Annotated in this window: 18 protein-coding genes, 1 tRNA gene and 1 pseudogene; 10 read left to right on the plus strand and 10 right to left on the minus strand. The window is 60.0% G+C overall.

The features are described from left to right. Nucleotides 1–1,065: HNH endonuclease signature motif containing protein (locus QP868_RS06925; protein WP_284925870.1), on the plus strand; the 1,065-nt coding region annotated here is incomplete at its 5' end. A 108-nt stretch (nucleotides 1,066–1,173) separates the two neighbouring features. Here the strand turns inward: QP868_RS06925 and QP868_RS06930 are convergent. Further along, on the minus strand, nucleotides 1,174–1,839 hold the full coding sequence (locus QP868_RS06930; RefSeq protein WP_284925871.1) for a response regulator: 666 nt from the start codon (nucleotides 1,837–1,839) through the stop codon (nucleotides 1,174–1,176). Further along, nucleotides 1,836–3,053: a sensor histidine kinase gene (locus QP868_RS06935; RefSeq protein WP_284925872.1), complete on the minus strand. Its 1,218-nt coding sequence runs from the start codon at nucleotides 3,051–3,053 to the stop codon at nucleotides 1,836–1,838. The genes QP868_RS06930 and QP868_RS06935 overlap by 4 nt, the downstream gene beginning before the upstream one ends. 164 nt (nucleotides 3,054–3,217) lie before the next feature. Between QP868_RS06935 and serA the strand changes: the two genes are divergently transcribed. Beyond that, nucleotides 3,218–4,801, plus strand: coding sequence for a phosphoglycerate dehydrogenase (serA, locus tag QP868_RS06940; RefSeq protein ID WP_284925873.1), 1,584 nt, complete (start codon nucleotides 3,218–3,220; stop codon nucleotides 4,799–4,801). Between the two features lies 1 nt (nucleotide 4,802). Here serA and QP868_RS06945 read toward each other — a convergent pair whose 3' ends face one another. Then, nucleotides 4,803–5,660, minus strand: coding sequence for an HpcH/HpaI aldolase/citrate lyase family protein (locus QP868_RS06945; RefSeq protein ID WP_284925874.1), 858 nt, complete (start codon nucleotides 5,658–5,660; stop codon nucleotides 4,803–4,805). Between the two features lie 89 nt (nucleotides 5,661–5,749). On the opposite strand from QP868_RS06945, the gene QP868_RS06950 reads away from it, so the two are divergent. From QP868_RS06950 to QP868_RS06975, 6 genes are all read left to right on the plus strand, one after another. Then, complete coding sequence (locus QP868_RS06950) at nucleotides 5,750–6,790, plus strand: 3-isopropylmalate dehydrogenase (RefSeq protein WP_284925875.1); 1,041 nt, start codon at nucleotides 5,750–5,752, stop codon at nucleotides 6,788–6,790. A gap of 48 nt (nucleotides 6,791–6,838) precedes the next feature. Continuing rightward, a complete protein-coding gene (locus tag QP868_RS06955; RefSeq protein WP_284925876.1) occupies nucleotides 6,839–7,930 on the plus strand; it encodes a branched-chain amino acid aminotransferase in 1,092 nt (363 codons plus the stop codon). A 265-nt stretch (nucleotides 7,931–8,195) separates the two neighbouring features. Further along, nucleotides 8,196–9,578 carry an MFS transporter gene (locus tag QP868_RS06960; protein WP_284925877.1) on the plus strand — a complete coding sequence of 461 codons (1,383 nt, stop codon included), beginning with the start codon at nucleotides 8,196–8,198 and terminating at the stop codon, nucleotides 9,576–9,578. 65 nt (nucleotides 9,579–9,643) lie between these two features. Next, entirely contained in the window at nucleotides 9,644–10,723 is a 1,080-nt protein-coding gene (locus QP868_RS06965; protein WP_284925878.1) for a lipoate--protein ligase family protein, read from the plus strand. 70 nt (nucleotides 10,724–10,793) lie between these two features. Beyond that, the gene (gene thyX, locus QP868_RS06970) at nucleotides 10,794–11,579 is read left to right on the plus strand and encodes an FAD-dependent thymidylate synthase (protein ID WP_284925879.1); all 786 of its coding nucleotides are present in this window, start codon (nucleotides 10,794–10,796) and stop codon (nucleotides 11,577–11,579) included. Between the two features lie 13 nt (nucleotides 11,580–11,592). After that, entirely contained in the window at nucleotides 11,593–12,258 is a 666-nt protein-coding gene (locus QP868_RS06975; protein WP_284925880.1) for a maltokinase N-terminal cap-like domain-containing protein, read from the plus strand. Between the two features lie 2 nt (nucleotides 12,259–12,260). Here the strand turns inward: QP868_RS06975 and selB are convergent, their stop codons facing one another. From selB to QP868_RS06995, 4 genes are all read right to left on the minus strand, one after another. Next, nucleotides 12,261–14,033, minus strand: a complete 1,773-nt coding sequence (gene selB, locus QP868_RS06980; protein WP_284925881.1) for a selenocysteine-specific translation elongation factor — start codon at nucleotides 14,031–14,033, stop codon at nucleotides 12,261–12,263. 1 nt (nucleotide 14,034) lies between these two features. Further along, nucleotides 14,035–15,366, minus strand: a complete 1,332-nt coding sequence (gene selA / locus QP868_RS06985; protein ID WP_284925882.1) for an L-seryl-tRNA(Sec) selenium transferase — start codon at nucleotides 15,364–15,366, stop codon at nucleotides 14,035–14,037. A gap of 14 nt (nucleotides 15,367–15,380) precedes the next feature. After that, nucleotides 15,381–15,475, minus strand: a tRNA-Sec gene (locus tag QP868_RS06990). A 31-nt stretch (nucleotides 15,476–15,506) separates the two neighbouring features. After that, nucleotides 15,507–15,692 carry a hypothetical protein gene (locus QP868_RS06995; protein ID WP_284925883.1) on the minus strand — a complete coding sequence of 62 codons (186 nt, stop codon included), beginning with the start codon at nucleotides 15,690–15,692 and terminating at the stop codon, nucleotides 15,507–15,509. A 124-nt stretch (nucleotides 15,693–15,816) separates the two neighbouring features. On the opposite strand from QP868_RS06995, the gene selD reads away from it, so the two are divergent. Both selD and QP868_RS07005 read left to right on the plus strand, forming a co-directional pair. Continuing rightward, the gene (selD, locus tag QP868_RS07000; protein ID WP_284925884.1) at nucleotides 15,817–16,818 is read left to right on the plus strand and encodes a selenide, water dikinase SelD; all 1,002 of its coding nucleotides are present in this window, start codon (nucleotides 15,817–15,819) and stop codon (nucleotides 16,816–16,818) included. Nucleotides 16,819–16,945: 127 nt separating this feature from the next. Continuing rightward, nucleotides 16,946–18,652, plus strand: a complete 1,707-nt coding sequence (locus QP868_RS07005) for an ABC-F family ATP-binding cassette domain-containing protein (protein ID WP_284925885.1) — start codon at nucleotides 16,946–16,948, stop codon at nucleotides 18,650–18,652. 38 nt (nucleotides 18,653–18,690) lie between these two features. Here the strand turns inward: QP868_RS07005 and nrfD are convergent, their stop codons facing one another. The 3 genes and pseudogenes from nrfD to fdnG all read right to left on the minus strand — a co-directional run. Then, nucleotides 18,691–19,785 carry an NrfD/PsrC family molybdoenzyme membrane anchor subunit gene (gene nrfD, locus QP868_RS07010; protein WP_284925886.1) on the minus strand — a complete coding sequence of 365 codons (1,095 nt, stop codon included), beginning with the start codon at nucleotides 19,783–19,785 and terminating at the stop codon, nucleotides 18,691–18,693. Then, nucleotides 19,782–20,864 carry a 4Fe-4S dicluster domain-containing protein gene (locus tag QP868_RS07015; RefSeq protein ID WP_284925887.1) on the minus strand — a complete coding sequence of 361 codons (1,083 nt, stop codon included), beginning with the start codon at nucleotides 20,862–20,864 and terminating at the stop codon, nucleotides 19,782–19,784. The genes nrfD and QP868_RS07015 overlap by 4 nt, the downstream gene beginning before the upstream one ends. A 77-nt stretch (nucleotides 20,865–20,941) precedes the next feature. After that, nucleotides 20,942–24,199 (minus strand): annotated as a pseudogene (gene fdnG / locus QP868_RS07020) (formate dehydrogenase-N subunit alpha); the annotation flags it as partial.

Genomic DNA, 24,199 nt, shown 5'->3' on the forward strand with positions numbered 1-24,199 from the left:
GAGCTTGAGTTGTGCGTGTCGATGCCTGAAAAAGAAGAATGGTTAAAAGCCCAAGCCGGTATCACTGTCACAGTCCCGGTCCTGCACTTCCTCACGCACCTACCGCCACCAAACAAAAACAGGGACAAATACCGGGGCACAGTTTCAGGGAAAGACCCCGGGGCAGATAAACGCAGACCCGAATCAGATCAAGACTTCAGAAGAAACCAAACTGACGAACGAATACATGAGGACCAAGGGAGTAGTGCGCCACCAGGGACTAACAGCCTGCCGGGCGATAGTGCGGGTAGTGGGCTTGATTACGGGTTGCCGATCAAGGTGGACCTAGATGCCCGAGTGCCGGTGATGATGAATGGCCGGGTGCCATTAGACGTAAAGACTGCCGATGAGGTGATCGCTCAGGCGAAGTGGGTGTACCAGATGTTCACAGACCCCGAAACCGGGGTAGTCCTAGAATCCACGCCGACGAAGTATTACATCCCAGCTGCTCTGAAACGCATGGTTGAAGCTAGGCATCCTGATTGCAGTGCCCCCTGGTGTGCCACACCTGCCAGGGTGTGCGAAAAAGACCATATCGAACCGTTCAACCACGAGGACCCCGAAAACGGTGGGCTCACAGTGATGGAGAATCTGCACCCGTTGTGTAAGCGGCATCATCAGGAGAAAACCCAGAAACGATTACGCGTCGACAAGATGGATGACGGTTCCCTGGCGTGGGTGTTCCCACGGATTGGTGCCATGCTGGTCTACCCACCAGAATCACGGATTAACCAACTCCAGTACGAACGGTTACTTGAGTACTTCGACACCGGCGACCAAGACATCAGCCACACCATTAATGAGTACCTCGCAACAGAACACGAAACCACGTGCCGCTCTGAACCCGGGACTGGTCATGGTGCAGAACCCACAGAGGCAGGCAGCCCTGAACCCGGGCCTGTTGAATGTCCAGGGTGGGCCCAGGAGTTCCCCCGTGACGTAGCTGACGAATACGCAATCGCAGCGGAAGTGTTCAACGGTGACACCCGCCCCTGGGAACCCAGCGAAGAACCACCGCCCTTCTAATCTTGGTTGTTTTGGTCTCCACAGTTCTAACCACGGCGTGTAAGCCGGTGCTGCTCTAACCCGCGGGGCGCCTCGGGGTCAGCCAAAGCAAAACAGCGGCTCAGCGCCTCACACCACACCGGCCTCGTAGGCGAAGATGACGGCGTGGATGCGGTCGCGCACCTCGAGCTTGGTCAGAATATGACCCACGTGCGTCTTCACAGTGGGGCCCGCCATAAACAGCTCGCCCGCAATTTCAGCATTGGACTTCCCACGCGCCACCAGCTCAAACACCTCACGCTCACGCGCCGTGAGCCGCTCCAACTTCTGCGCGTGCTCATCAGGCACCACCGGCGCAGCGACCACCGTCTCCAACAGGCGGCGCGTCGTCGTCGGCGCAATCACCGCACCACCCACGTGCGCCTGCCGGATCGAGTCCAGCAACACCTCGGGCCGGGCATCCTTCAACAAAAACCCGCTCGCCCCCGACCGCAACGCCGTCAACGCATAATCATCCGTATCAAACGTCGTCAACACAATAATCGTGGGCACCTGCGGCAACGCCCCGGCATCACCCAAGGCCACAATTTCCTGCGTAGCAGAAAGCCCATCCAAAACCGGCATGCGAATATCCATGAGAACCACGTCAACCGCATGCGCCCGCACAGCTTCAACCGCCTCACGACCGTTCTCCGCCTGCGCCACCACCCGCATGTCATCCTGCGAATCAATCACCATCGCAAGACCCGCACGCACCAAAACCTGATCGTCAACAAGCAACACCCGAACAGTCACGCAACATCCTCCGGCAACGACAGCTCAACCAAAAAACCAGTCTCAGTGGGTTCAGCAACCAGCGAGCCCCCATGAATATGCGCGCGCTCCTCCATGCCCTGGATGCCCGCCCCAGACCCTGGCGCCACAGCAGATTCGGCCCGCCCGGTAGAAACAACTCGTGCCACGACCCCCGCCTCACCAGGCTCCACCGTGACATCTGCACGCGCTTCCGGCCCACCATGCTTCATCGTGTTGGTAAGCGCCTCCTGCACAATCCGAAACACCGCCAACTGAGCCGCCGGCGCCAACGCGGGCACATCAGCCGCAACACGCAGCGTCACCTCAAGCCCCGCCGCCCGCACATTCTCAACAAGCGCCCCGAGGTCCTCAATACCTGGCATCGGAGTAGTCTGCGCACTGGCACTGGGATCACGCAGAACCCCCAACATCCCACGCAAATTACCCAGCGCTTCACGGCCAGTCTCTGCAATCGTTTCCAACGCATCTACAGCAGCCTGAGGTGAAGCCTTCGCTGCATAACGACCACCGTCAGCTTGCGTAATAATCACCGACATCGAGTGGGCCACGATGTCGTGCATCTCGCGTGCAATCCGCATCCGCTCCGCATCAGAAGCCAGGCGAATCTCATTCTCACGTTCACGCTCCAGCAGCGTGTTACGCTCAGCAATCCTCTGCGTATCGTCACGCTTACGCCAATGAATATCCCCAAGCGTCCACGCAAGCGCCACCGTCACCATGGGGAAAACCAACCCCGCCAAAACTATGAACAGCAGTTCGCCAGCGGTGGCATCCGAAAGCCTGGCACCAGACACATAAAAGTAAGCGAAATTACTGGCCGCAAAAATGAACGCCGCCACAATTCCAATGCCCAGGAAAACCTTTCCCCACCGCCGAGGTGCATAAGCAGTGACCGCGTGCACCGTCACGGGGACGGCGATAAGGGCAGGGTGCGGGAACGCAAACGTCAAGGCGTAAACAAACCCAGTCGCTACCACAATCCATCCCGTGACCAGGGGAAACGTTCGCCTAAACACAAGTGAAGCGCTCATCGCGGTCAAAACCACGGTCTGAATCACCCCGCGAGGTCCGGGCTCATACGCCGGAAGCCCGACAGAAATGAGCACCAGCGGAGCAGCGAAGATAAGCGAGTCAACCACCCACATGTGGGCCGACATAAACTGTGATGCCCTCACATGCCACGGTTTTCCCATGCCCATTAGTTTAGGTAGAAGGCACGGGTTGTTCATCGTCCCGCGGTATGAAATGTTCCGCGTAGAACGCCACCCCCGCTGTAAAACATATTCATCGCCATGAATAAGATACGTATAGGCCCGTATTCCGCACCTGGGTCGTCAGCACGTGTTCAGGAGGCACAGTGAAACCCGTTGTCCTAATTGCAGAAGAACTATCACCCGCCACCGTCGACGCACTAGGGCCAGATTTTGAAATCAGGAAATGTAACGGGGCAGACCGCGCCGAACTCCTGCCCGCCCTCAAAGACGTCAACGCCGTGCTCATCCGCTCCGCAACCAAAATGGACGCAGAGGCAATCGCAGCAGCCCCAGAACTCAAAGTCATCGCTCGCGCCGGTGTTGGTCTTGACAACGTAGAAATCCCCGCCGCCACCCGCGCTGGCGTCATGGTGGTCAACGCGCCTACCTCCAACATCATTTCGGCAGCCGAACTCACCATGGCGCACATCCTGGGTTCAGCACGCAACTACGGTGCAGGTCACGCTTCCCTCAAAGCAGGGGAGTGGAACCGCTCCAAACTCTCCGGCGTCGAACTCTACGAAAAGACCCTGGGCATCGTGGGCCTGGGACGCATCGGTGGCCTGGTCGCTGAACGCGCAAAAGCCTTCGGCATGAACCTCATCGGCTACGACCCCTACATCTCCGCGGCACGCGCAGCTGCCATGGGCGTGACCGTTGTGAGCCTTGACGAGCTCCTCGAACAGTCTGACTTCATCACCGTTCACATGCCAAAAACCCCTGAAACAATCGGCATGATCGGCGAAGAAGCATTCACCAAAGTCAAACCCACCGTGCGCATCATCAACGTTGCCCGCGGAGGAATCGTGGACGAAGCAGCACTCGCCAAAGCCGTTGAAGACGGCCGCGTAGGTGGCGCCGGTATCGACGTGTTCACCCAAGAACCACCCGTGGACTCACCTCTCATGGCACACGACCGCATCAACGTCACCCCACACCTGGGCGCCTCCACCGCCGAAGCCCAAGAAAAAGCCGGCATCGCTGTGGCCCAGTCCGTGCGTAAAGCCCTTGCCGGTGAACTCGTGCCAGACGCTGTCAACGTTGCCGGTGGTGCAATCGACCCGCAAGTCCGCCCCGGCATTGCCCTCACGGAACGCCTGGGTCGCGTCGTTTCAGCCATGGCAGGCGATCCGGTCACTCACCTGCGCGTCGAAGTGCGCGGCGAAGTCACCCAAAAAGACGTCAGCGTCCTCAAACTGTCTGCCCTCAAGGGACTGTTCCTCGACGTGGTCGACGGCGCGGTGTCCTACGTCAACGCCCCACTTTTTGCGCAAGAACGCGGCGTCACCGTCGAACTCGCCACCGAACCCCTAAGCGAGAACTTCCGCAACGTCGTCACGCTTGTCGCTGCCACCTCGGCGGGGCAACAAATCCGCGTCGCTGGAACCGTTACCGGCCCCAAGGACGTACAGAAGCTCACCGAAATCGACGGCTACGACCTCGAAATGAAACTCAACGACCACCTCGTCATCTTCAAATACGACGACCGCCCCGGCGTCATTGGGCTGTTTGGTCAGGCGTTGGGCAACCTGGACATCAACATTGAAGCCATGCAGGTTTCGCCCAACAACGATCAGGCGTTGGCCGTGCTCGCGGTTGATTCGGAAGTGTCGGCCGAGGTCGTTAACACCGTCGCTTCTGAAATCGGGGCGAGCTTCGCTCGGGTTGCGAATATCGAAGAGGAGTAACTCAGTTCTTCCACAGCCCATAGGAGTCTGACAGTTGCGCAATTTTCTTTGCGCGGGCCAGACGGGGCAGGTAGGAGCCGTCGGCGATCGCGTCATCGCCGGCGGATTCTGCTTCCTCCAGCATTTTGCGCGCCCACGTGCGGTCATCCTCACTGGGTGCTAACGCGTCATTCGTGGTCACAGCCTGTTGCGGGTTCAAAATGAGCTTGCCCGTCATGCCCATCTTCAACGTCCACCCGCAGTCATGGAGCAGGGCTTTGGAGTTTGCGCTCGCGGGGGAGGGGCCATCGATTGCGCCAGGCAAACCGCCCACACGGGTGGCAACGACCAGCCGTGAGCGCGCGTAGGCAAGTGCCATGGGGTCATCGCCCACACCCGTGTCCTTGCGGAAGTCATTAGTACCCAGGGCCAGGCGGAACGTGCCCGGTGCCTGTGCGATGCGGGTCGCAGCTTCGATACCAATTGCTGTTTCAATGAGCGCTAAAACTGGGATGCCCGCACCGGCCCGCATTGCGGTCAGGGTGACCTGGTCCGGCTCCTCAGTGTTGGGCAACATGACCCCTTTGAGGCCCGGGAGCCCGTTGAGGGCATCCAAGTCTTCTTCCCACAGGGGCGTTGTGATCGAGTTGACGCGGACCCACCCTGCCATGTCGGTGGACAAAGCCTTGACAACATTGGCACGCGCTTGGTCCTTGGAAACGTCTGGAACGGCTGCTTCGAGGTCGAAAATCACGGAGTCTGCTTCGCTCGTTTGAGCTGGTTCAAACGATTCGGGGCGGATCGCGTTGACCAGAAGCCAGCTTCGGGACAGTTTTGCGGGCAGAGCGGCGGCTCTTTTGTTGCGAATGGTTGTGGGCATATGAGCAGTGTATGTAACACTCGCACCAAATCGACCATGTTGTGAGATGTGTTACTGAATAGTGAGACTGTGCGGCTACTGTGAACCCTATGACTACGTTCAAAATTGCAGTAATCCCCGGCGACGGAATCGGAAAAGAAACAGTCCCAGAAGGACTGAAAGTTCTCAAGCGCGCAATCGAAGCAAGCGGCGATTTCGTTGAACTCGATCTCAAGGAATTCGGGCCATCCGCCGAACGCTACTTGGAAACCGGCGAAACCCTCACCGACGAAGAACTCGAACAGCTGCGCACCCATGACGCGATTTTCTTTGGTGCTATCGGCGACCCGCGCGTGCCATCCGGTGTCCTTGAACGTGGCGTCATCATCAAACTGCGCTTCGAACTCGACCACGCGATTAACCTGCGCCCCTCCCGCTACTTCCCAGGTACCAGCTCGCCTCTGAAAGACCCCGGCAACATCGACTTCATCGTGGTGCGTGAAGGAACCGAAGGATCATACTCAGGGCAGGGCGGTTTCCTGCGTGCTCACACTGAACATGAAGTGGCAAACGAAATTTCCGTCAACACCCGCTACGGAGTCGAACGCGCCGTCCGCTACGCGTTCGAGCAGGCCAACAAGCGCCGTCAGAGGCTCACCTACGTGCACAAAACCAACGTCATGGTCCACGCCGGCAACCTGTGGGAACGCGTCGTGAAAGACATCGCGCCGGAGTTCCCTGACGTGGCCGTTAACTACGAACACGCCGACGCCTGCACCATGTACGTTGTCAACGACCCACAGCGCTACGACGTGATCGTCACCGACAACCTGTTTGGTGACATCATCTCCGACCTCGCAGCCGCGGTGACGGGCGGGATTGGTCTTGCCGCCTCGGCGAACCTCAACGTCACCGGAACCGGGCCGTCACTCTTCGAACCTATCCACGGATCCGCCCCCGATATCGCTGGTGAAGGAATCGCAGACCCCACCGCAACCATCCTGTCTGCAGCTCTCATGGCACAGAACCTGGGCCTGGATGTTGCGGCCAAAGCAATCGAAACAGCGGTCGAAGCTGACATCGTTGAACGGGGCGATGCGAAGCGTTCAACTTCAGAAATCGGGGATGCGATCGCGCAACGCATTGGCTAAGGGAGTAACATCGGTCACAGAAGCGAATCGAGTTAATGGAGACTTACTATGAGCACATTTGTCCAGCAGAAGAACTCGCAGCCCGCTCCACAGGGTGTACGCGAAGCAATCCTGGCTAAGCCAGGTTTCGGTGACTACTTCACTGACCACATGAGCCACGTCCGTTACACCAAGGACCAAGGGTGGCACGCACACACCGTGAAGCCATACGGCCCACTGGTTCTGGACCCTGCCGCTGCAGTTTTCCACTACGCGCAGGAAATCTTCGAAGGAATGAAGGCATACCGTCACGCTGACGGTTCCGTGTGGACGTTCCGCCCCACCAAGAACGCGGAACGCATGAACAAGTCAGCAGCCCGTCTAGCGTTGCCTGAAATTTCAGCCGAAGACTTCGTCGGATCCCTCCGTGCGTTGGTTGAACTCGACGAAGCGTGGGTCGCAACCCCGAAGGACGCAGCTGACGAAGTCTCGCTGTACCTGCGCCCCTTCATGATCGCCTCCGAAAAGTTCCTGGGTGTCCGCGCAAGCCACGAAGTCGACTACTACGTGATCGCGTCACCAGCCGGACCGTACTTCGCAGGCGGGATCAAGCCTGTTGACATTTGGCTGTCCAAGGACCTCAAGCGTGCTGGCACCGGCGGAACCGGATTCGCCAAGTGCGGTGGTAACTACGCAGCATCTCTGCAGGCCGGTAACCAAGCGGCTGAAAAGGGCTGCCAGCAGGTGATGTTCACCGACGCTAAAGAGTCCAAGTACTTGGAAGAACTGGGTGGCATGAACCTCATGCTGGTCACCAAGGACAACGAACTGATCACACCAAGCGTTTCAGAAACGATTCTGGACGGTGTGACCCGCCGTTCACTGCTGGAACTGGCGCCTTCGATTGGCCTGACCCCTGTTGAGCGTGACATCGAGGTTGCCGAATGGCGTGAACGTGCCGCTGCCGGTGAAATCGTTGAAGCGTTTGCGTGTGGAACCGCTGCGGTGATCACACCAATCGGACGCCTGGTATCAGACGACTTCACGATTGAGCAGAGCACAGAACCAGGCGAAGTAACGATGAAACTTCGCTCGACCCTGCTGGGCATTCAGTACGGCCGGGCAGAAGGACCTGAAGGCTGGATGGTCAAGCTGGCCTAAACTCCTGGTCTAAACTCCTTGGCGTAAACCGCGCTAGAACTCCTCTCGAGGGCCCCTTCGGGGGCCCTCGCGGTGTCTCGCATTTAGCCCCTCCGTTTTCACCCCACTCAAAAAATGGAGTAAGGTGTACCGCTAAGCGCGTAAGGTGTGTGACCTAGCTCGTGGAAGGGCTCAATAGCCAATCAACTTCCAGGCCGCAGTGACGGCATACAAATTCCGGTCGGCAGATCTGATCGGCGCGCCACTTCAGATAGGAATAACTGTCATGAATCGTGTGGCAACAAACGTGCCAACGGCACAACAGGTGGTTTCAAACCTCCCCTGGAAATGGAATGTTCAAGGCGCAATCTTCATTGTGGGTGGCCTTGGATTCATGTTCGATGCGTGGGACGTGGCCCTCAACGGGTTCCTCATCCCACTGTTGGCAAAAGAGTGGGGCTTAAGCATTGGGCAGGCGGCTTGGATCGCCACCGCCAACCTCATTGGAATGGCCTTGGGAGCCTTCATCTGGGGCGGAATCGCCGACCGCATGGGACGCAAAAAAGCGTTCACACTGACCCTGCTGATCTTTTCCGCGTTCACGGTGCTGGGAGCCTTCGCACCCAACTACGCACTGTTCCTCATCTTCCGCTTCTGCGCCGGATTTGGACTAGGCGGGTGCATCCCAGTGGACTACGCCCTGGTAGGCGAGTTCACCCCCACGAAACACCGTGGCCGCGTACTTACAGCCATGGACGGCTGGTGGCCAGTGGGCGCAACCCTCTGCGCCGTTGTTTCAGCATGGCTCGTGAGCTTCGCATCATGGCACACCATCATGCTGGTCATGGTGCTACCTGCCCTGCTGATTGTCGCAGTCCGCTTCTTCATCCCAGAATCACCCATGTACCTGCTGTCCCAGGGCCGCCACCAGGAAGCAGACGCAGTCATCCGAAAACTCGTCAACCGCACCGGCGCCAACGTCACCGAATGGTCCCACGACGGCGTTGAAGAAGCCCCCAAGGCTGCACCTCTTATGCAACGCTTGCGCGCCATGACCGGACAGGTGAACCTGCTATGGCAGTACTCGTGGAAGATCACGCTCACCTCGTGGGTCTTGTTCATTTCAGTGCTTCTGCTGTACTACGCGGCCCTGACCTGGCTACCGGGAATCCTTAAGAAACAAGGACTCACCGACCAGGCTGCGTTCATCACCACGGGCGGCATGACCGCGATCGGAATCGCCGGTGTGGTCGCTTCAGCGCTCCTCATCGAAGTCATTGGCCGCAAATGGGTGCTGGGCTCCTCCGCTGTGCTCGCATCAGGGGCACTTGTGTGGTTCGCGCTCGAACTCGAAAACTCCGGAGCACAGCTTTCGCGCGCCGCAGTGATCGCAATCCTACTGTTCGGATTCCTCATCCAAGTTTCCGTGCCCGCCCTCTACACCTACGTCACCGAGCTGTACCCCACACGCCTGCGCTCGTCCGGATTCGGCTGGGCCTCGTCCGCCAGTCGCGTGGCCATTGGTATCGCCCCCATTGTGTTCGGTTCGCTCTTGTGGCCAACGATCGGGCTGGTCAACACGTTCGCGCTCACCGGCGCCCTAGTGGTGCTCGCTGTGATCGTCATGGTGTTCTTTGGCCGGGAAACCGCAGGCGAGGAACTCGACTAAAGCTGCAACCCACCTCGGCGGGCGAGGCTCCCGCAACCTGGTCCCAAAGCGGTAGGCTCGACTGTATGAACACGTTTCACACGGAAAGAAAAGTCCCTGGCGGAAAACTCGTCGTTGTTGACGGTGAACTCACCGACGGTGTCATCACCCACGCGCAAGTGTCCGGGGACTTTTTCTTCGAGCCTGAAGAAGCGTACTTTGCGTTGGCCCCCGCCTTGGCGGGCGTGAGCATTGCGGATAGCCGTGAGAGCATCACTGAGCGGCTGGATAAGGCTGTCACTCAGGCCGCCGCCGAGGTGGGTGCCCAGGTGGACTTGCAAGGTTTCAGCACCGCTGATGTCGCGTTCGCGGTGCGACGCGGTCTGACAGGTGCCACCGATTTTTGGGACCACGAGTGGGAAATCTTTCACGACGAGTCACGCCCCACGGTTGAAAACGTGGCACTGGACCAGGTGCTTCTGGAAGAGGTGGCTGCTGGCCGCAGAAAACCCACCGTGCGCTTCTGGGAGTGGGACGACACCGCGGTGGTGATCGGGTCGTTCCAGTCGTACTCCAACGAAGTCGAACCTGAAGGCGTTTCGCGCTACGACGTGCAAGTCGTTCGACGAATTTCAGGTGGGGGAGCGATGTTCATGGAAGGTGGCAACTGTGTGACCTTCTCGATTTACGCCCCAGACAGCCTGGTAGCTGGACTGAGCTACGAAGAGTCCTACGCTTTTATGGACCAGTTCATTCTGGATGCGCTTACCCAACTGGGGGTCAACGCAAGCTACGAACCCATCAACGACATCGTGTCTCAACACGGCAAAATCGGGGGTGCAGCCCAGAAGCGCGTGTCCGCAGGTGCTGTTCTGCACCATGACACGTTGAGTTACGACATCGACGCCAACAAAATGGTCGAAGTTCTGCGCATCGGAAAAGCTAAGATTTCTGACAAGGGCGTCGCTTCGGCGAAGAAGCGCGTGGACCCCCTGCGCAGCCAAACGGGTGTGAGCCGTGAACGGGTGATTGAGACCATGATCGACACGTTCACCAGCAGAACCGGGGCCAGCAACGGCGGCGTCACCGCTCAGGAACTGGAGCGAGCACGCGAACTCATCGAAACGAAATTCGGCACGGAAGAGTGGACGAAACGAGTTCCATAAACGTACGCGTGGACCACGCGCATAAGCCACTAGACTGGCAGTCAAAAGTACCACAACAGAAGGAGCCCACGTGCGCCCCGTTGAGCCCAGTGTTGAACTGATTTCACGCCCTAAAATCGACTGGGAAGAAATCACAGCCTACCTTGAAGAAGTAGGCGGAACCGCGTGGTCAGACCGCGTACGCGAACAGGAATCCCCTGACAGCGAAGACTTGCTCGAATTCGCCGGACGCATGTGTTACCGCTCGTGGGAACCGGGTCTTAACCCAAACGTGGGGCGCGTGCGCACCGACTCCACACAGTACTTGGGCAACGTGGTCGCCTCCCAGCACGGGTCCGTTCTGGAACACGCCAGCTACACGTTCATTCTGCACAACGTGTCGCGCGTCTTTACCCACGAACTCATCCGCCACCGTGCAGGTGCCGCATACTCCCAAGAGTCCTTGCGCTACGTACGCTTAGAGGACATTCCCTTCTGGTTCCCCGAATGGGCGCGTGAAGATGAAGAGCTCATGAAGCGTAGCCTCGACCTCCTGGACCGGATGGAAGAGCACCAGAAGTGGATGAGCGAACACTTTGGGCTGGACGAAGAAGGCCAGAACTTTACACACAAGAAGCACATGACATCGTTCATGCGCCGTTTTGCTCCTGAAGGACTGGCAACCGGGATCGTGTTCACCGCGAACCTGCGCACGCTGCGCCACGTGATCGAGATGCGCACCGCGAAAGGCGCAGAGGAAGAAATTCGCCTCGTGTTTAACAAGATCGGTGAGATCATGAAGAAGGAAGCCCCCGCGATCTTCGCCGACTACACAGTGGAAGACGGAGAGTGGATTCCGGGCACACGCAAAGCATAAAAGGAGCCCCACCATGTCTGATATTTACGACGCAGAACTTAAACCTTCTAAGAACCAGGTGCTTGCCACCGTCTTAGGAACCGACGAAGCAGACATCGAGAAACTCGCAAGCTACCGTTTCGACGACCCTGCTGGCCAAATCGGCATGGAAGTACACATTGTGCGTACCCCCGACGGCTCAGTTCTTCAGGTGCCACTGGTGTACCGCCCCGAACCGTTGGAAGACGCGGAAGAAGACGAACTCATCACCACCATGGAACACTCGGTGCTGGGCACACGCTACGTGTACCTGGGCATGTCAGACCCCGTGTTCGCAGAAGCACTCGACGTCACCATCAGTGAAGAACAGGGCGGTGCTGAACAGTTCTTGGTGGAAGACGACACGCGAACCCCCATCACTGAGGGTCTTGCGACTGTTACCGGAACCGGTGAGATCGAACTCGAAGAGGAAGAAGACGACGAAAACCTCATCGGCGTTCTTGAACTGTTCGCAGAACTCGACCTTGAGGGCCTCAGCCAAGAAGAAGCCGCTCAACCAGGCCAGCTCATTGGCACGTGGGAAGGACAGGACACGCCTGTCCTGCTGGCCCACTCCGGCCTGGTGTACGTCGATGACGCAGAGTTCGACGACGAAGACGGTGAAGAGGAAGACCTCGACGACGCCACCCAGGACAACTAAAACTAACCCCGCACACGCCTGAGGTTGCCATCCACACGGGTGGTCCAACCTCGGGCGTCTGTGTGTTCCAACAGCGGAATGGCAACCCGGCGGGTCGTGTCCAACGCCTGCCGGGCCTGACTCAAAGTGAACGGTTGCGACAGCCCTGCCAGCACCCGCATGGCCCGCGCCGGCGTAGACGGAAGCACCACAACCCCGTCGCCTAGACGCAACAGCCTGCCAGCCTGTTCAGCGGCCGCAAGCTCACGCACACCCAGGCCCAGATCCTCCAGATCTCTGGCTTCCGGCGCATCAAACGGGCGCTCAGACAAACGCCGCTCCAGCTCCGCAACACCAGACTCTGCAGCCCCCAAAGAACCAGAGCCGGGAAGACGGGCAAAGCCGGAAACCACCTCGGCGGGGGTCTTAACCAGACCTTCCACCAACTCACGCGGGCACCCCACACGCTTCGCCAACTGAGCAAGCGGTACTCCCCGAGACAACGGATCGCGGGCGTCGTCCTCAAGCAGCGCCGCAACCTGTGCCACCCACGCGCGCACAACGTCCTGCCGCACCAGCCACGCACCCATGCGCGCAACCCCCGCCGGCAGCTGGTCTGCCTCAGTCGGCACGTCGTAGCCGAACGTGGTCAACGTGGACTCCCGCACGTGCCCGCGACGGGTCAGTTCAGCGGTGAAATCGGCAGGGGAGTAGTGCTCCAGGGCGCGGGCGCGCTCAGTGGCGGACCCGCGCCGAAAAAGCTCGGGCGGGTCCACGTCCAGCACGGTCAAACCGCCCAGCACCGCGCGTTCCCCGCTTCCGCGCACCACCAGCCGGTCACCCACCTGAACCGGAATCGAGCGGGACAGTTTCAGGCGCGCGTAGCGGCCAGACAAGGGACGCACGTGTGCCTGCAGGCTAGCCGCGCCAATGTGGACGGTGACATCGGTGGGAATCGTGTCTACAGCCACCCCAGCGACGTCCACAACGTCCGCCACATGCCAGGCATCCGGCGTGATGAGGGCGTCACCTCGGGAAATGTCCAGTGCAGAGACCCCGCGCAGGTTCAGCGCCACCCGGGACACCGGCGCGATGCTGCTGACTGCGGAGTTGTGATTCTGCAACCCCCGGACCGTGACGCGGGTGCGGGATTGCGCCGAGGCGAGCTCCAGGGCTTGCTCGGTAGTCACCGTGCCTTCGCCCAAGGTTCCTGTGACGATTGTGCCCGCGCCGGTGATGGAGAACGCGCGGTCCACCCAGGTGCGCACCCGCCCGTCCGTAGCAGGTGGGGGTGCCGTACTGGTGACCGCATCTAGGGCGTCAAGGAGTTCCGGGAGGCCCTCCCCAGTGACCGCCGAGGTGGTCACCAGGGGCGCGTCGGTTAGGCAGCTGAGTTCGGTGCGGGCTTGGGAACTCGCGTGAGCGATCTGCTCAGGCGTTGCCGAGTCGCACTTGGTGAGCACAATGACACCTCGGGTGATTCCCAAAGCCTCCAGCGCGTCACGGTGATCAGTCGACTGGGCCGACCAGCCTTCATCGGCCGCCACGACGAAACACACGATAGGGGCCGGACCGAGCCCAGCCAACATGTTGCCAATGAAGCGTTCGTGGCCGGGCACATCAACAAACGACACGTGTGTGCCACTGGGCAACGTGCAGTGCGCGAAGCCCAAATCGATCGTGAGCCCGCGCCGCTTTTCCTCATCTAACCGGTCTGGATCTGAACCTGTCAGGGCGCGCACCAGGGCGGACTTGCCGTGATCCACATGCCCGGCCGTGGCAACAACAAACGACATGTCAGCGGTCCGCGTCTACAGCCCGGGCGCACTCGATAATCCGGGAGGCAAGCACGTGATCGTCCGACGGGTCAACACACCGCACGTCTACCAGGCACGCACCGTCCTGCACGTGCGTGACCACGGACGGTTCACCCACGCGCAACGGCTTCGCAACCGACTCCGGCAGCCGCACGGCCCACCCGGGAAGCTCCACCCCGGTGCCACCGCCGCCACCCACGCGACCGGCGTGGGGCGTGATCTCGACTGACACCTCGGCGTCGTTGAGGGTTGCCGCCAGCGCTTCAGTGCGCTCGCGGAGGTTCTCAGAAGAGAGCCCCACATACGTGTGGACGGGCGGTTCCTCACCCACGACCGTGGCCGCCAAGGTGGCCAACACGAATTTACTGGCCCGCACCGCGCGCGCCAAAGGGTGAGTTGCAAGCTGTGTGACCAGCTGGCGCTTGCCCAGAATGATGCCGGCCTGCGGGCCGCCTAACAGCTTGTCGCCTGAAAACAGCACCACGTCTGCGCCGGCCTCCAACTCCGAGGTGGCATCAGGTTCGTTGGGCAAGTGCGGGTTGGGTGCCAAAAGGCCCGAACCGATGTCCACAACAAGCGGTACGTCGTATTCGCGCGCCAGTTCTGCCAGAGTCCGTGTGCTGGGGGAGGATGTGAACCCGGACTGCGCATAGTTGGACGGGTGAATCTTGAGAATCGCGGACACCTCGCCTGCCTCACACTCACGCCGATAGTCCGCCAGGTGGGTGCGGTTGGTGGAACCCACCTCGGTGATGGTGGCACCTACCGAACGCATGAGTTCATGCAAACGGAAACCAGCCCCAATTTCCACGAACTCCCCGCGCGAAAGCAGGAGACGACCGGGCCTGCTCTGCGCGGCCACGAGCATGAGTGCTGAGGCGCAGTTGTTCACCACCAGTGCGTCCTCAGCGGCCGGCACGTGGAGGGTGAGAGCGTCGGTGGTTTCGACACCTCGGCGCCCTCGCTTGCCGGATTCCAGGTCCATCTCAATGTCGACGTACGCGGCGGTGTGCCCGGCGACTTCTGAGGCCCACGGGCTCAACGGGGCGCGACCCAGGTTGGTGTGGACCACCACGCCTGTCGCGTTGATGGTGGCGCGGTAGATGCCGGAGTTGAAGCGGGTGAGGTCTGCGGTGAGGCCGTCACGGAAGGTCGCCGAGGTGAAGGAAGGTTGCGTGCGTGCGCGGTCTAAGTGCCGGCGGACAATGGCCCGCGTGGTGGTCGCGTTGAGGTGCGTTGAGGCTGCGCGAACCCAGTCGCTGGCCAGCAGAGTATCGGTGCGTGGCAAATTGCGACGCGGATCTTCAGACACGTGTCCCCTTCCTGTGGCGGAGGCGGACGGGAATCGAACCCGCCAAACCGAGCTACTCGGTTTCAACAGTTTTGAAGACTGCGGGGCCCACCAGGACCCGGACGCCTCCATGAGCAAAACCTACCATCGAAGGGCCTCACTTAGTTGTCTAACATTTCTTCGTAGAAGTCGAATTGCTCGTCAGTTCCGAATGGGTCAATCACCCAGTTCGAAGCTTTATGAGCGTGGAGCATTGCCTCGACACTGTCCACAAATTTCTCGTATTCAGCTGGTTTGATTTTCACTGCAACGGTCAAGACAAAATTTTGTTCGTTGGCGTTCTCCATCGAAAACGTACTCCCACATAGCCGGTGCTTGGTTGAATGCGCGCTCACACGCACATCGAAAACATCGTTGCACACGTGAGGTGCGCTACGCGCATGAGCTGTGAGCCTGGGATACGCTGGGGCCATGACTGCTCACGATCTTCCACGTTTAACGTCCCTTGCTCACGGTGGTGGGTGCGCCTGTAAAATCCCGCCGGGCGAACTCGAAGAAGCCGTGAAAGGCTTGGCTGGCCAAGACTACGACTCGGTTGTCGTTGGCTTGGACGACGGTGACGACGCGGCCGCAGTGAGTATTGGCAACGACACGATTGTGCTCTCAACAGCCGACTTCTTCACCCCTGTCGTTGACGACGCGTTCGACTGGGGACGCATCACAGCGGCTAACGCACTGAGCGACATTTACGCGATGGGTGGCACCCCTGTGGTGGCCATCAATCTGGTGGGCTGGCCCCGTGAGGTCCTGCCGCCGTCTCTGCTCAAGGACGTGCTGGCCGGTGGCCTCGAAGTTGGTAAACAGGCAGGGGTTCCCGTGATCGGTGGGCACTCGGTGGACGACCCTGAACCCAAATACGGCATGGCGGTGACCGGTACCGTGACCCCTGACGCGCTCATGCGCAACGACGCTGCTAAGCCGGGCCTTCCCATTACGTTGACCAAGCCACTGGGCGTGGGAATCCTCAACAACCGCCACAAGGCAACCGGCGACGTGTTCCCTGAAGCCGTCGAATCCATGACCACGCTCAACCGTGAAGCCGCGGTTGCCGCAACACAAGCCGGTATCACCGCAGCCACCGACGTCACCGGTTTTGGTCTGCTGGGTCACCTGTTCAAAATGTGCCGCGCATCCGGAGTAGGTGCCCGTATCGACATGTCCGCTGTACCCGTTTTGGACGCTGCCAGAACAAGTGTGAGCGAAGGGTTCATCCCCGGCGGCTCACGCAGGAACTTGGACTGGGTGAAGTCGAACCTGGCTGAACAGTTTCAGGTAGGCGCAGGCGTCAGCGATGACGACGTGATCCTGTTGGCCGACGCTCAAACCTCGGGTGGACTGTTGCTCGTAGGTGAGATTCCGGGCCACCCGATCATCGGCTACACCACGGACGAACCGGGAATCCAGATCAGCTAAGAATAGCCCCTGCCACATATCTGGTGAAGTCCCTTGTGTATGATGGCCTCATGCTCAAGTGATCTTCGTTCCGCTCCCGCGACCGAGGCTGTGCCCGGCGGGAGATCGCGCGACCACGAGGATCTTTATGTCTACCACCAGCGCACCTGCGTCATCCCCTGCTCACCTTCGAGTTGAGGGGATCTCTAAATCATTTGGCGACCGTCGTGTCCTGACTGATATCTCTTTCTCCGTTCCTGCTGACAGCCGTGTGGGATTGATCGGGGAGAACGGCTCTGGCAAGAGCACGTTATTGCGGATCATTGCTGGACACACTCAACCAGACACCGGAATTGTCCGCGTGTCTCGGCCAGGGGGATTGGCTACGGTTGGCCTATTACACCAGCGTCCGCCTTTTGACATGGACGATTCTGTCGCTAACGCTCTCGAGTCTGCCGTAGCCCATGCCCGGCGAGCTGCAGAAGCAGTTGAACAGGCTTCACAAGCGCTGGCTGAGGATCCACATACGCCAGGTGCTGCCGAACACCTTGCCACAACCTTGGACACTGCTCAACGATTGGGAGCCTGGGAAGTAGATGCCCGGATCAGCACAACGCTGGCAGGGTTCGGGCTCGCTCACCTCGACCGTGAGTTTCCTACTGGATCCTTGTCAGGTGGCGAGCGTGCCCGCCTGTCCCTGGTGTGGCTGTTGCTTTCTCGACCGGACGTACTTTTGCTGGACGAACCCACGAACCATCTGGACGACGCAGCTTCCGAGCACTTGTGCCAAATGTTGGCCGAGTGGTCTGGACCTGTGTTGATAGCAAGTCACGATCGCGCGTTCCTCGATGAGTCTGTCACCGGCTTGGTTGACCTTGACCCCCGCCCAGTACCTCATAAGGCACAAGACATCTCGGCCGGTCCAGCTTCAGGCGTGGGCGTCACTCGCTACACGGGCACCTACACCGACTATCTAGATGAACGTCGACAAGTCCGAAACCGATGGGAGCTCCAATACGAAGAAGAACAAGCAGAGCTCAAACGGTTAAGCGCCGCGTTGCGTAACAGTCGGACGGTCGGCCATCCGGGCCGCGAACCTCGTAGTGAGATTCGAATGGCCAAAAAGTTCTACGCTGACCGGAACGCTAAAGTTGTCTCGCGCCGCGTGAACGACGCTCGTGCACGGTTAGAGGAGCTTCAACAACGACAAATTCGGCGTCCACCTCGAGAGCTAGAGTTCCAAGGTCTGACCGCCGCTAGTAAACCTGAACCGGCTAAAACTGGTACCGTTCTCAGCGCCGCGAAGGTCAGCGTTGAGAACCGGCTTGCTTCGGTATCCCTGACTGTTGATCCGTCCACAAAACTGCTGGTCACTGGTGCAAACGGGGTGGGAAAGTCCACTTTGCTTTACGTGCTTGCTGGCGATTTATCTCCGTCCCGAGGTGTCCTGACTCGTCGTAGTGGTGTGCGCGTAGGCATGTTGGCGCAGGAGACCACTCTTCTCGATCCTCACTGCCGGGGGTCAGGTCGCACGGTAGCGCAGGCGTACGCAGACATGGTGGGAGTTGCACGGGCGGCGCAGGTTCCTCTGTCGACGTTTGGGCTAATCGCGCCCTGGGACCAAAATCGTCCCGTCGAAGCTTTAAGCGTGGGACAACAACGTCGCCTGGCCCTGGCAAGCCTGCTGGCCGATCCGCCAGACGTGCTATTGCTGGACGAACCCACGAACCACCTCTCATTGGCGCTTGTCACTGAACTCGAGGCAGCCATTCCGGGGTACCCAGGTGCGGTCGTGGTCGCTTCACACGACAGGTGGCTACGGCGCAACTGGAGTGGTGACGTTTTAGAGTTATGACCGCGGGCCGACTCAGTCTTTACACTCAGGTAGTCACCTCACGTGACAATTGAGTCGTGCGTGATACCCGCCTCTTGACGCGCCCGTAAACGGGCCTTCTGCGGTTCCACCACGTACTTGGGGTCCTGTGTGGACGCGTGCCCCGCGTCCATGACCCCAAACCTGGTCAGCGCCGAACCTGCCACCAGGCACGCGCCCGACACAATCGCACCCACCCGGTTGCGCCCCACCAGGGCAGTGCCCACACCGCCGGCGATCACGCACGCCTCGGACAGGTGCATGAGCTTGCCCGCGTGCCCAATCTTAAGCGGTTCGGCCTCCAACGGGTGCATGTCCTTCTTGGTCCACGTCAGCGCAATCAGGTCACCGGCCACACCCATGAGCGCTAAGAGTCGCGCTGGCCCCGCCTGCGCGGGGGAAGTGGTGACCATGGCCGCACCTCCGGCTGCCAAAGACGCCGAGGAGGCAAACACAAACGGCAACCCTCGCCTGGCCGCGTTCCAGGTTGGAACTGCTGTGTTGGACAAGAGAGCGGCCGTGTACACGGCAAGTGGCGCACCCAAAGCAGACGCGAGGAACCCCGCCGGGGTTTCCACGGCGAACAGGGTTTTCTTACCAGCCTTGACCAACGCAGTATCTTCGCCGGGGATGTGACCTTCCAACATGCGCACGACCTCGGCCGCAGCAGCTACCCCCGCACCGGTAGAAAAACCACCCAAAATCCACGACCCCAAACTCATAGGGGACGTGACCTTCACGGTGCGCATCATGTTAAGAAAACGTTCGGGACGCCCCAGGTCAGCAATCAGCGCCACCGCACCGGCACTAATCGTGCCTAAGGCTGTGAGCCTGGCGTTACGACGAAGCTCGTGCAACCCCGTCAAGTGAGCGCCAGCCGCCAGCAGAGCGGAACCACCGGCAATCCCACCTAACACCAGGTATGCGCCAATCTCATGCTTCCACGGCGGAGCTTTCACAATCGGGCGACCGTAATACGACTCGAACTGCGCCTCATCCACCATGAGGTCTTCGCCACCACGACCACGTTTCTTACGGTTGCCACCTTGCCCAAAAAACTTACGGAAACGCTTTGCGCGTTTTGGGGGCCGGTAACTGTCGAACTCTTGCGTCACTTGCGACCTCCCAAAAACGCGACCGTAGCAGCTGCGAGCATACCCAGTGCAGCCACTCCTGCGCGCTTGTACATACTGGGCAGATCCGCCGTGGGCACCCGCGGGTCAGGCGGTAAGCCGTACACCTCGGGCTCATCCAAAAGCAGGAACACCGAACCCGTTCCGCCCACACCGTCATTGGGGTTGGCGCCGTACAGCCGTGCCTCGGTCATTCCGGACTCACGCAACTCAGCCACGCGTTCTTGCGCTGTTTCGACCATCGAGTCGTGGTCACCGAACTTAATTGACGTGGTGGGGCACGTCTGCGCGCACGCAGGAGTCTGACCCTCCACCAGTCGGTCGTAACAGAGCGTGCACTTGTTGGCCGTGCCCGAGTTGGGTACTTCTTGGTCCAACGGCTCACGGTCCGGGTTCGTATTCACCGTGCCATCGTCACGACGCTCAATCACCCCGAACGGGCACCCAGCAACACACGTTCCACAGCCGTTGCACACATCGTTTTGCACCACAACAGTGCCAAACTCCGTGCGGAAAAGCGCACCCGTGGGGCACACATCCAAACATCCGGCGTGTGTGCAGTGCTTGCACACATCCGAACTCATCAACCAGCGGAACTCGGGGGTATCCGGCTGCGCGTCTGCGCCGGTGGGGGCACCCGCGCCAGCCGCGTCACCTTGGCCAGCCAGCCCGCCCAAAATATCGACGTTCGACAGATCCTCTGACGGGGCAGGCAAAGTGGCCCGCGCCTCGGGGGAGCTGTTAGCCGGGCGTACCTGCGGCATACCCAAGCTCACCAGTTTGCGGCCCGACTCCCGTGCGCTCGCAATATCGTCCTTGCCCTGCTCAACGAATTTCACGTGACGCCACGTGTTCGCGCCTAGACCACCGGTGTTGTCAAAGGACGAACCCAGCATTTCCAGGGAGCCGTCCTGCGGGTTCCGGTTCCACTCCTTGCACGCAACTTCGCACGCTTTACACCCAATGCAAATGGAGGAGTCGGTGAAAAAGCCCTTGCGTTCGTGGGCGGTGTGCCAGTTGGCATCAGCAATCGGGTCGGTCGCTCCGGCTAGCTGGCCCATTACTTGTCACCTCGTTTAAATCGCGCACGCTTATCATCCCACTTTGCAGCACCCGGGCCGTCCGCGCCACCAGCGCCACCAGGGCCGGCAGCATCCGCATCCCGCGTCGCCGCAGCACCTTCGACCGGAGCGGGTCCTTCGCCCGGTGGAGGAACTGCACCTTCCTGCGCTGGGAGGTCGTGCCCGGTATCCAAGGTGACTCCCGCCTCGGCCCGGTACTTATCAACCAAATCCCGCAACGCTTCACCCCGTGGCCTGCGCCCGGGCTTGATCGCAACCGCGATCGACTTGGATTCCTGAATCTGCGCGTTGGGGTCCATGGTGACACCAATGAGGTCGTTCGCCGAATCCCCAGACACCACGGCGTGCGAACCCTGCGCCCAGTGGTACGGCAAACCAATCTGGTGAACCGTGCGCCCGTTGATGTCCAGAGGCGTGAACCGTTCACTGACCATTACGCGGGCCTCAATCGCTGAACGCGGCGTGATCAACGTGGCCCATTCCCCGTGCGTCAAACCTTCAAGCTCAGCCAGTTCAGGGGACACTTCACAGAACATTTCCGGCTGGAGTTCTGCCAAGTACGGCAACCAGCGGCTCATTCCACCTGCCGTGTGGTGTTCCGTGAGGCGGTACGTGGTGAACACGTGCGGGTACACGTCCTTGCCCGCTTCGCCACTGCCCGGCGAGTACAGGTTGATGTCGTCGGCAATCGTCATGCGCGCTGGACTGTTCTGCGGGTCGTACAGTGGGTTCGGAATCGCCGACTCCGGTGGTTCGTAGTGCGTGGGCATAGGCCCGTCGACCACACCGGTGGGCGCGAACAGCCATCCCTTACCGTCAGCTTGCATGACGAACGGGTCATCACCTGCAAGAGCGGCCGGTCCCACGGCGTCTTCCGGCGGTTCGTAGTCGGGAGCGCGGTCGGCTGGGAAGTCCGGAATGTCGTGACCCGTCCAGCGTTGCTGTTCTTGGTCCCACCACACGTACTTCTTGCGTTCCGACCACGGCTTTCCTTGCGGGTCAGCGGATGCGCGGTTGTAGAGCATGCGCCTGTTGGCCGGCCATGCCCAGCCCCATTCGCGGGCTGCGATGTCTTGTTCCTGCCCGGGTTTGCGGTTGGCGGCGTGGTTGATTCCGTCGGCAAACACGCCGGTGTAGATCCAGCAACCGCCCGAGGTGGTTCCGTCCGCCCGCATTTCATTGAAGCTGGCGAGTGGCTCACCTTTGTTGGGGCCGTCGAGGTGGAAACCGTTGATTTCGGCAAGGACCGCTGACGCGTCGGGCTCGCCGTGCTCATCGACCGGGTAGTCCCACGTGAGGTCCAAGAGCGGACGGTCACGCGGGTCCGTGGAGTCGGCGAGCTTTGCACGGATCCGGTTTCCGAGGTCGTAAAGGAACTCCAAGTCCGAGGTGGCATCCCCGGGCGGAGTGATGGCCTGGTGGCGCCACTGCACGAGGCGCTGCGTCTGTGTGAACGTTCCGGCCTTTTCCGTGTGGTTGGCCGCCGGCATGAAGAAGACTTCCGTACCGATGTCTTCTGTGCGCAGTTCGCCCGTTTCGATTTCGGGCCCTTCTTTCCACCAGGTCGCCGATTCGATCATGTTGAAGTCGCGCACAACCAGCCACTTGAGGTGCGACATGGCCATACGCTGCATGCGACCGTTCGCAGACCCCACCGCCGGGTTCTGCCCCAGCAAGAAGTATCCGTCAACCTTGTCCTCAAGCATCAACATGCACGACTGGTACGTGCCGTGCGGTCCGTTAATACGGGGGAGGTAGTCGTACGCGAAGTCGTTTTCTGGTGTGGCCTTGTCACCCCACCACGACTTGAGCAGGCTCACCGCGTACGCATCGCCGTTGGCCCAGAAGCCCTTCTTCTTTTTGTCACCCACGGCGCCGAGGTATTGGTCCAGGGTGTCGTGCGTTCCGGCTTTGGGCATGGGCAGGTAACCGGGAAGCAGGTGGAACAGGGTCGGGATGTCCGACGCACCTTGAATCGTGGCGTGCCCGCGCAACGCCATGATTCCACCGCCGGGGCGTCCCATGTTTCCAAGCAGAAGCTGGAGGATCGCCGCCGTGCGGATGAACTGCGTTCCCATGGAGTGCTGCGTCCAACCCACTGCGTAGGCAAAGCACGTGGTGCGCTCCCGACCCGAGTTCTGCGTAATGGAGCGTGCCACGTATTCAAAGTCTTCGCGCTTAATGCCACACATCTGTTCCACCAGCTCAGGCGTGTAACGCGAGTAGTGGCGCTTAAGGATTTGGAAAACAGTCCTGGGGTGCTCATATGTGGGGTCGGTGGCCGGGCGACCTGTTTCAGGGTCGATTTCGTACGCCCAACTGGACTGGTCGTAAGTCTTGGAGTCCTTGTCGAACCCAGAGAACAGACCGTCGAGGTCCTCCGTGTCGCGGTAGTCCTCGTTGATAATCGTGGAGGCGTTGGTGTAGGCCTGCACGTACTCAGCAAAGTACGCGTCGTTTTCAATAACCCACCGGATCAGCGCTCCTAAGAACACAATGTCGGAACCCGCCCGGATAGGCACGTACTTGTCAGCAAGTGCCGAGGTGCGACTAAAGCGAGGGTCGATGTGAATGACGCGTGCTCCACGCCTTTTAGCTTCCGTCACCCATTGGAACCCAACGGGGTGAGCTTCAGCCATGTTAGAACCTTGGATCACAATGCAATCGGCATTGGCCATGTCCTGGAGGTACTGGGTGGCGCCTCCTCGCCCAAATGAGGACCCCAAACTGGGGACCGTGGCGGAGTGTCAAATACGTGCCTGGTTTTCCATCTGAACAGCGCCGGCGGCGGTGAACAGTTTCTTAGCCAGGTAGTTTTCTTCGTTGTCGATCGTGGCTCCACCCAGGGACGCGATTCCCATGGTGCGGTTGAGCGGACGACCGTGTTCGTCAGTGTCTTGCCAGTGAGCGCGACGCGCTTCAATGAAACGTTCCGCGATCATGTCCATCGCGGTGTCTAAGCTGATCTTTTCCCAATCCGTGGAGTGGGGAGCACGGTACAGGACATCCGTGACACGCCCAGGCGCGTTCACCAACTGTTCTGAGGCCGCACCCTTAGGGCACAAGCGTCCACGTGAAATAGGGGAGTCCGGGTCACCTTCGATCTGTACAACCTTGTTGTCTTTCACGAAGATTCGCTGGCCACACCCCACCGCGCAGTAGGGGCACACCGACTGAACGACTTTGTCAGCGGTCACGGTGCGCGGTTCAGTGTTTTGGGTCTTCTTGCTGGTCACGGAGGGACCGCGACCAAATGCGTCACCAGTGGTGAGCTGCCGCACCACCGGCCACTGCAAGAAACTAAACCGACCCAT

The sequence above is a fragment of the Brevibacterium sp. UMB1308A genome, assembly GCF_030230605.1.
Lineage (GTDB): Bacteria > Actinomycetota > Actinomycetes > Actinomycetales > Brevibacteriaceae > Brevibacterium.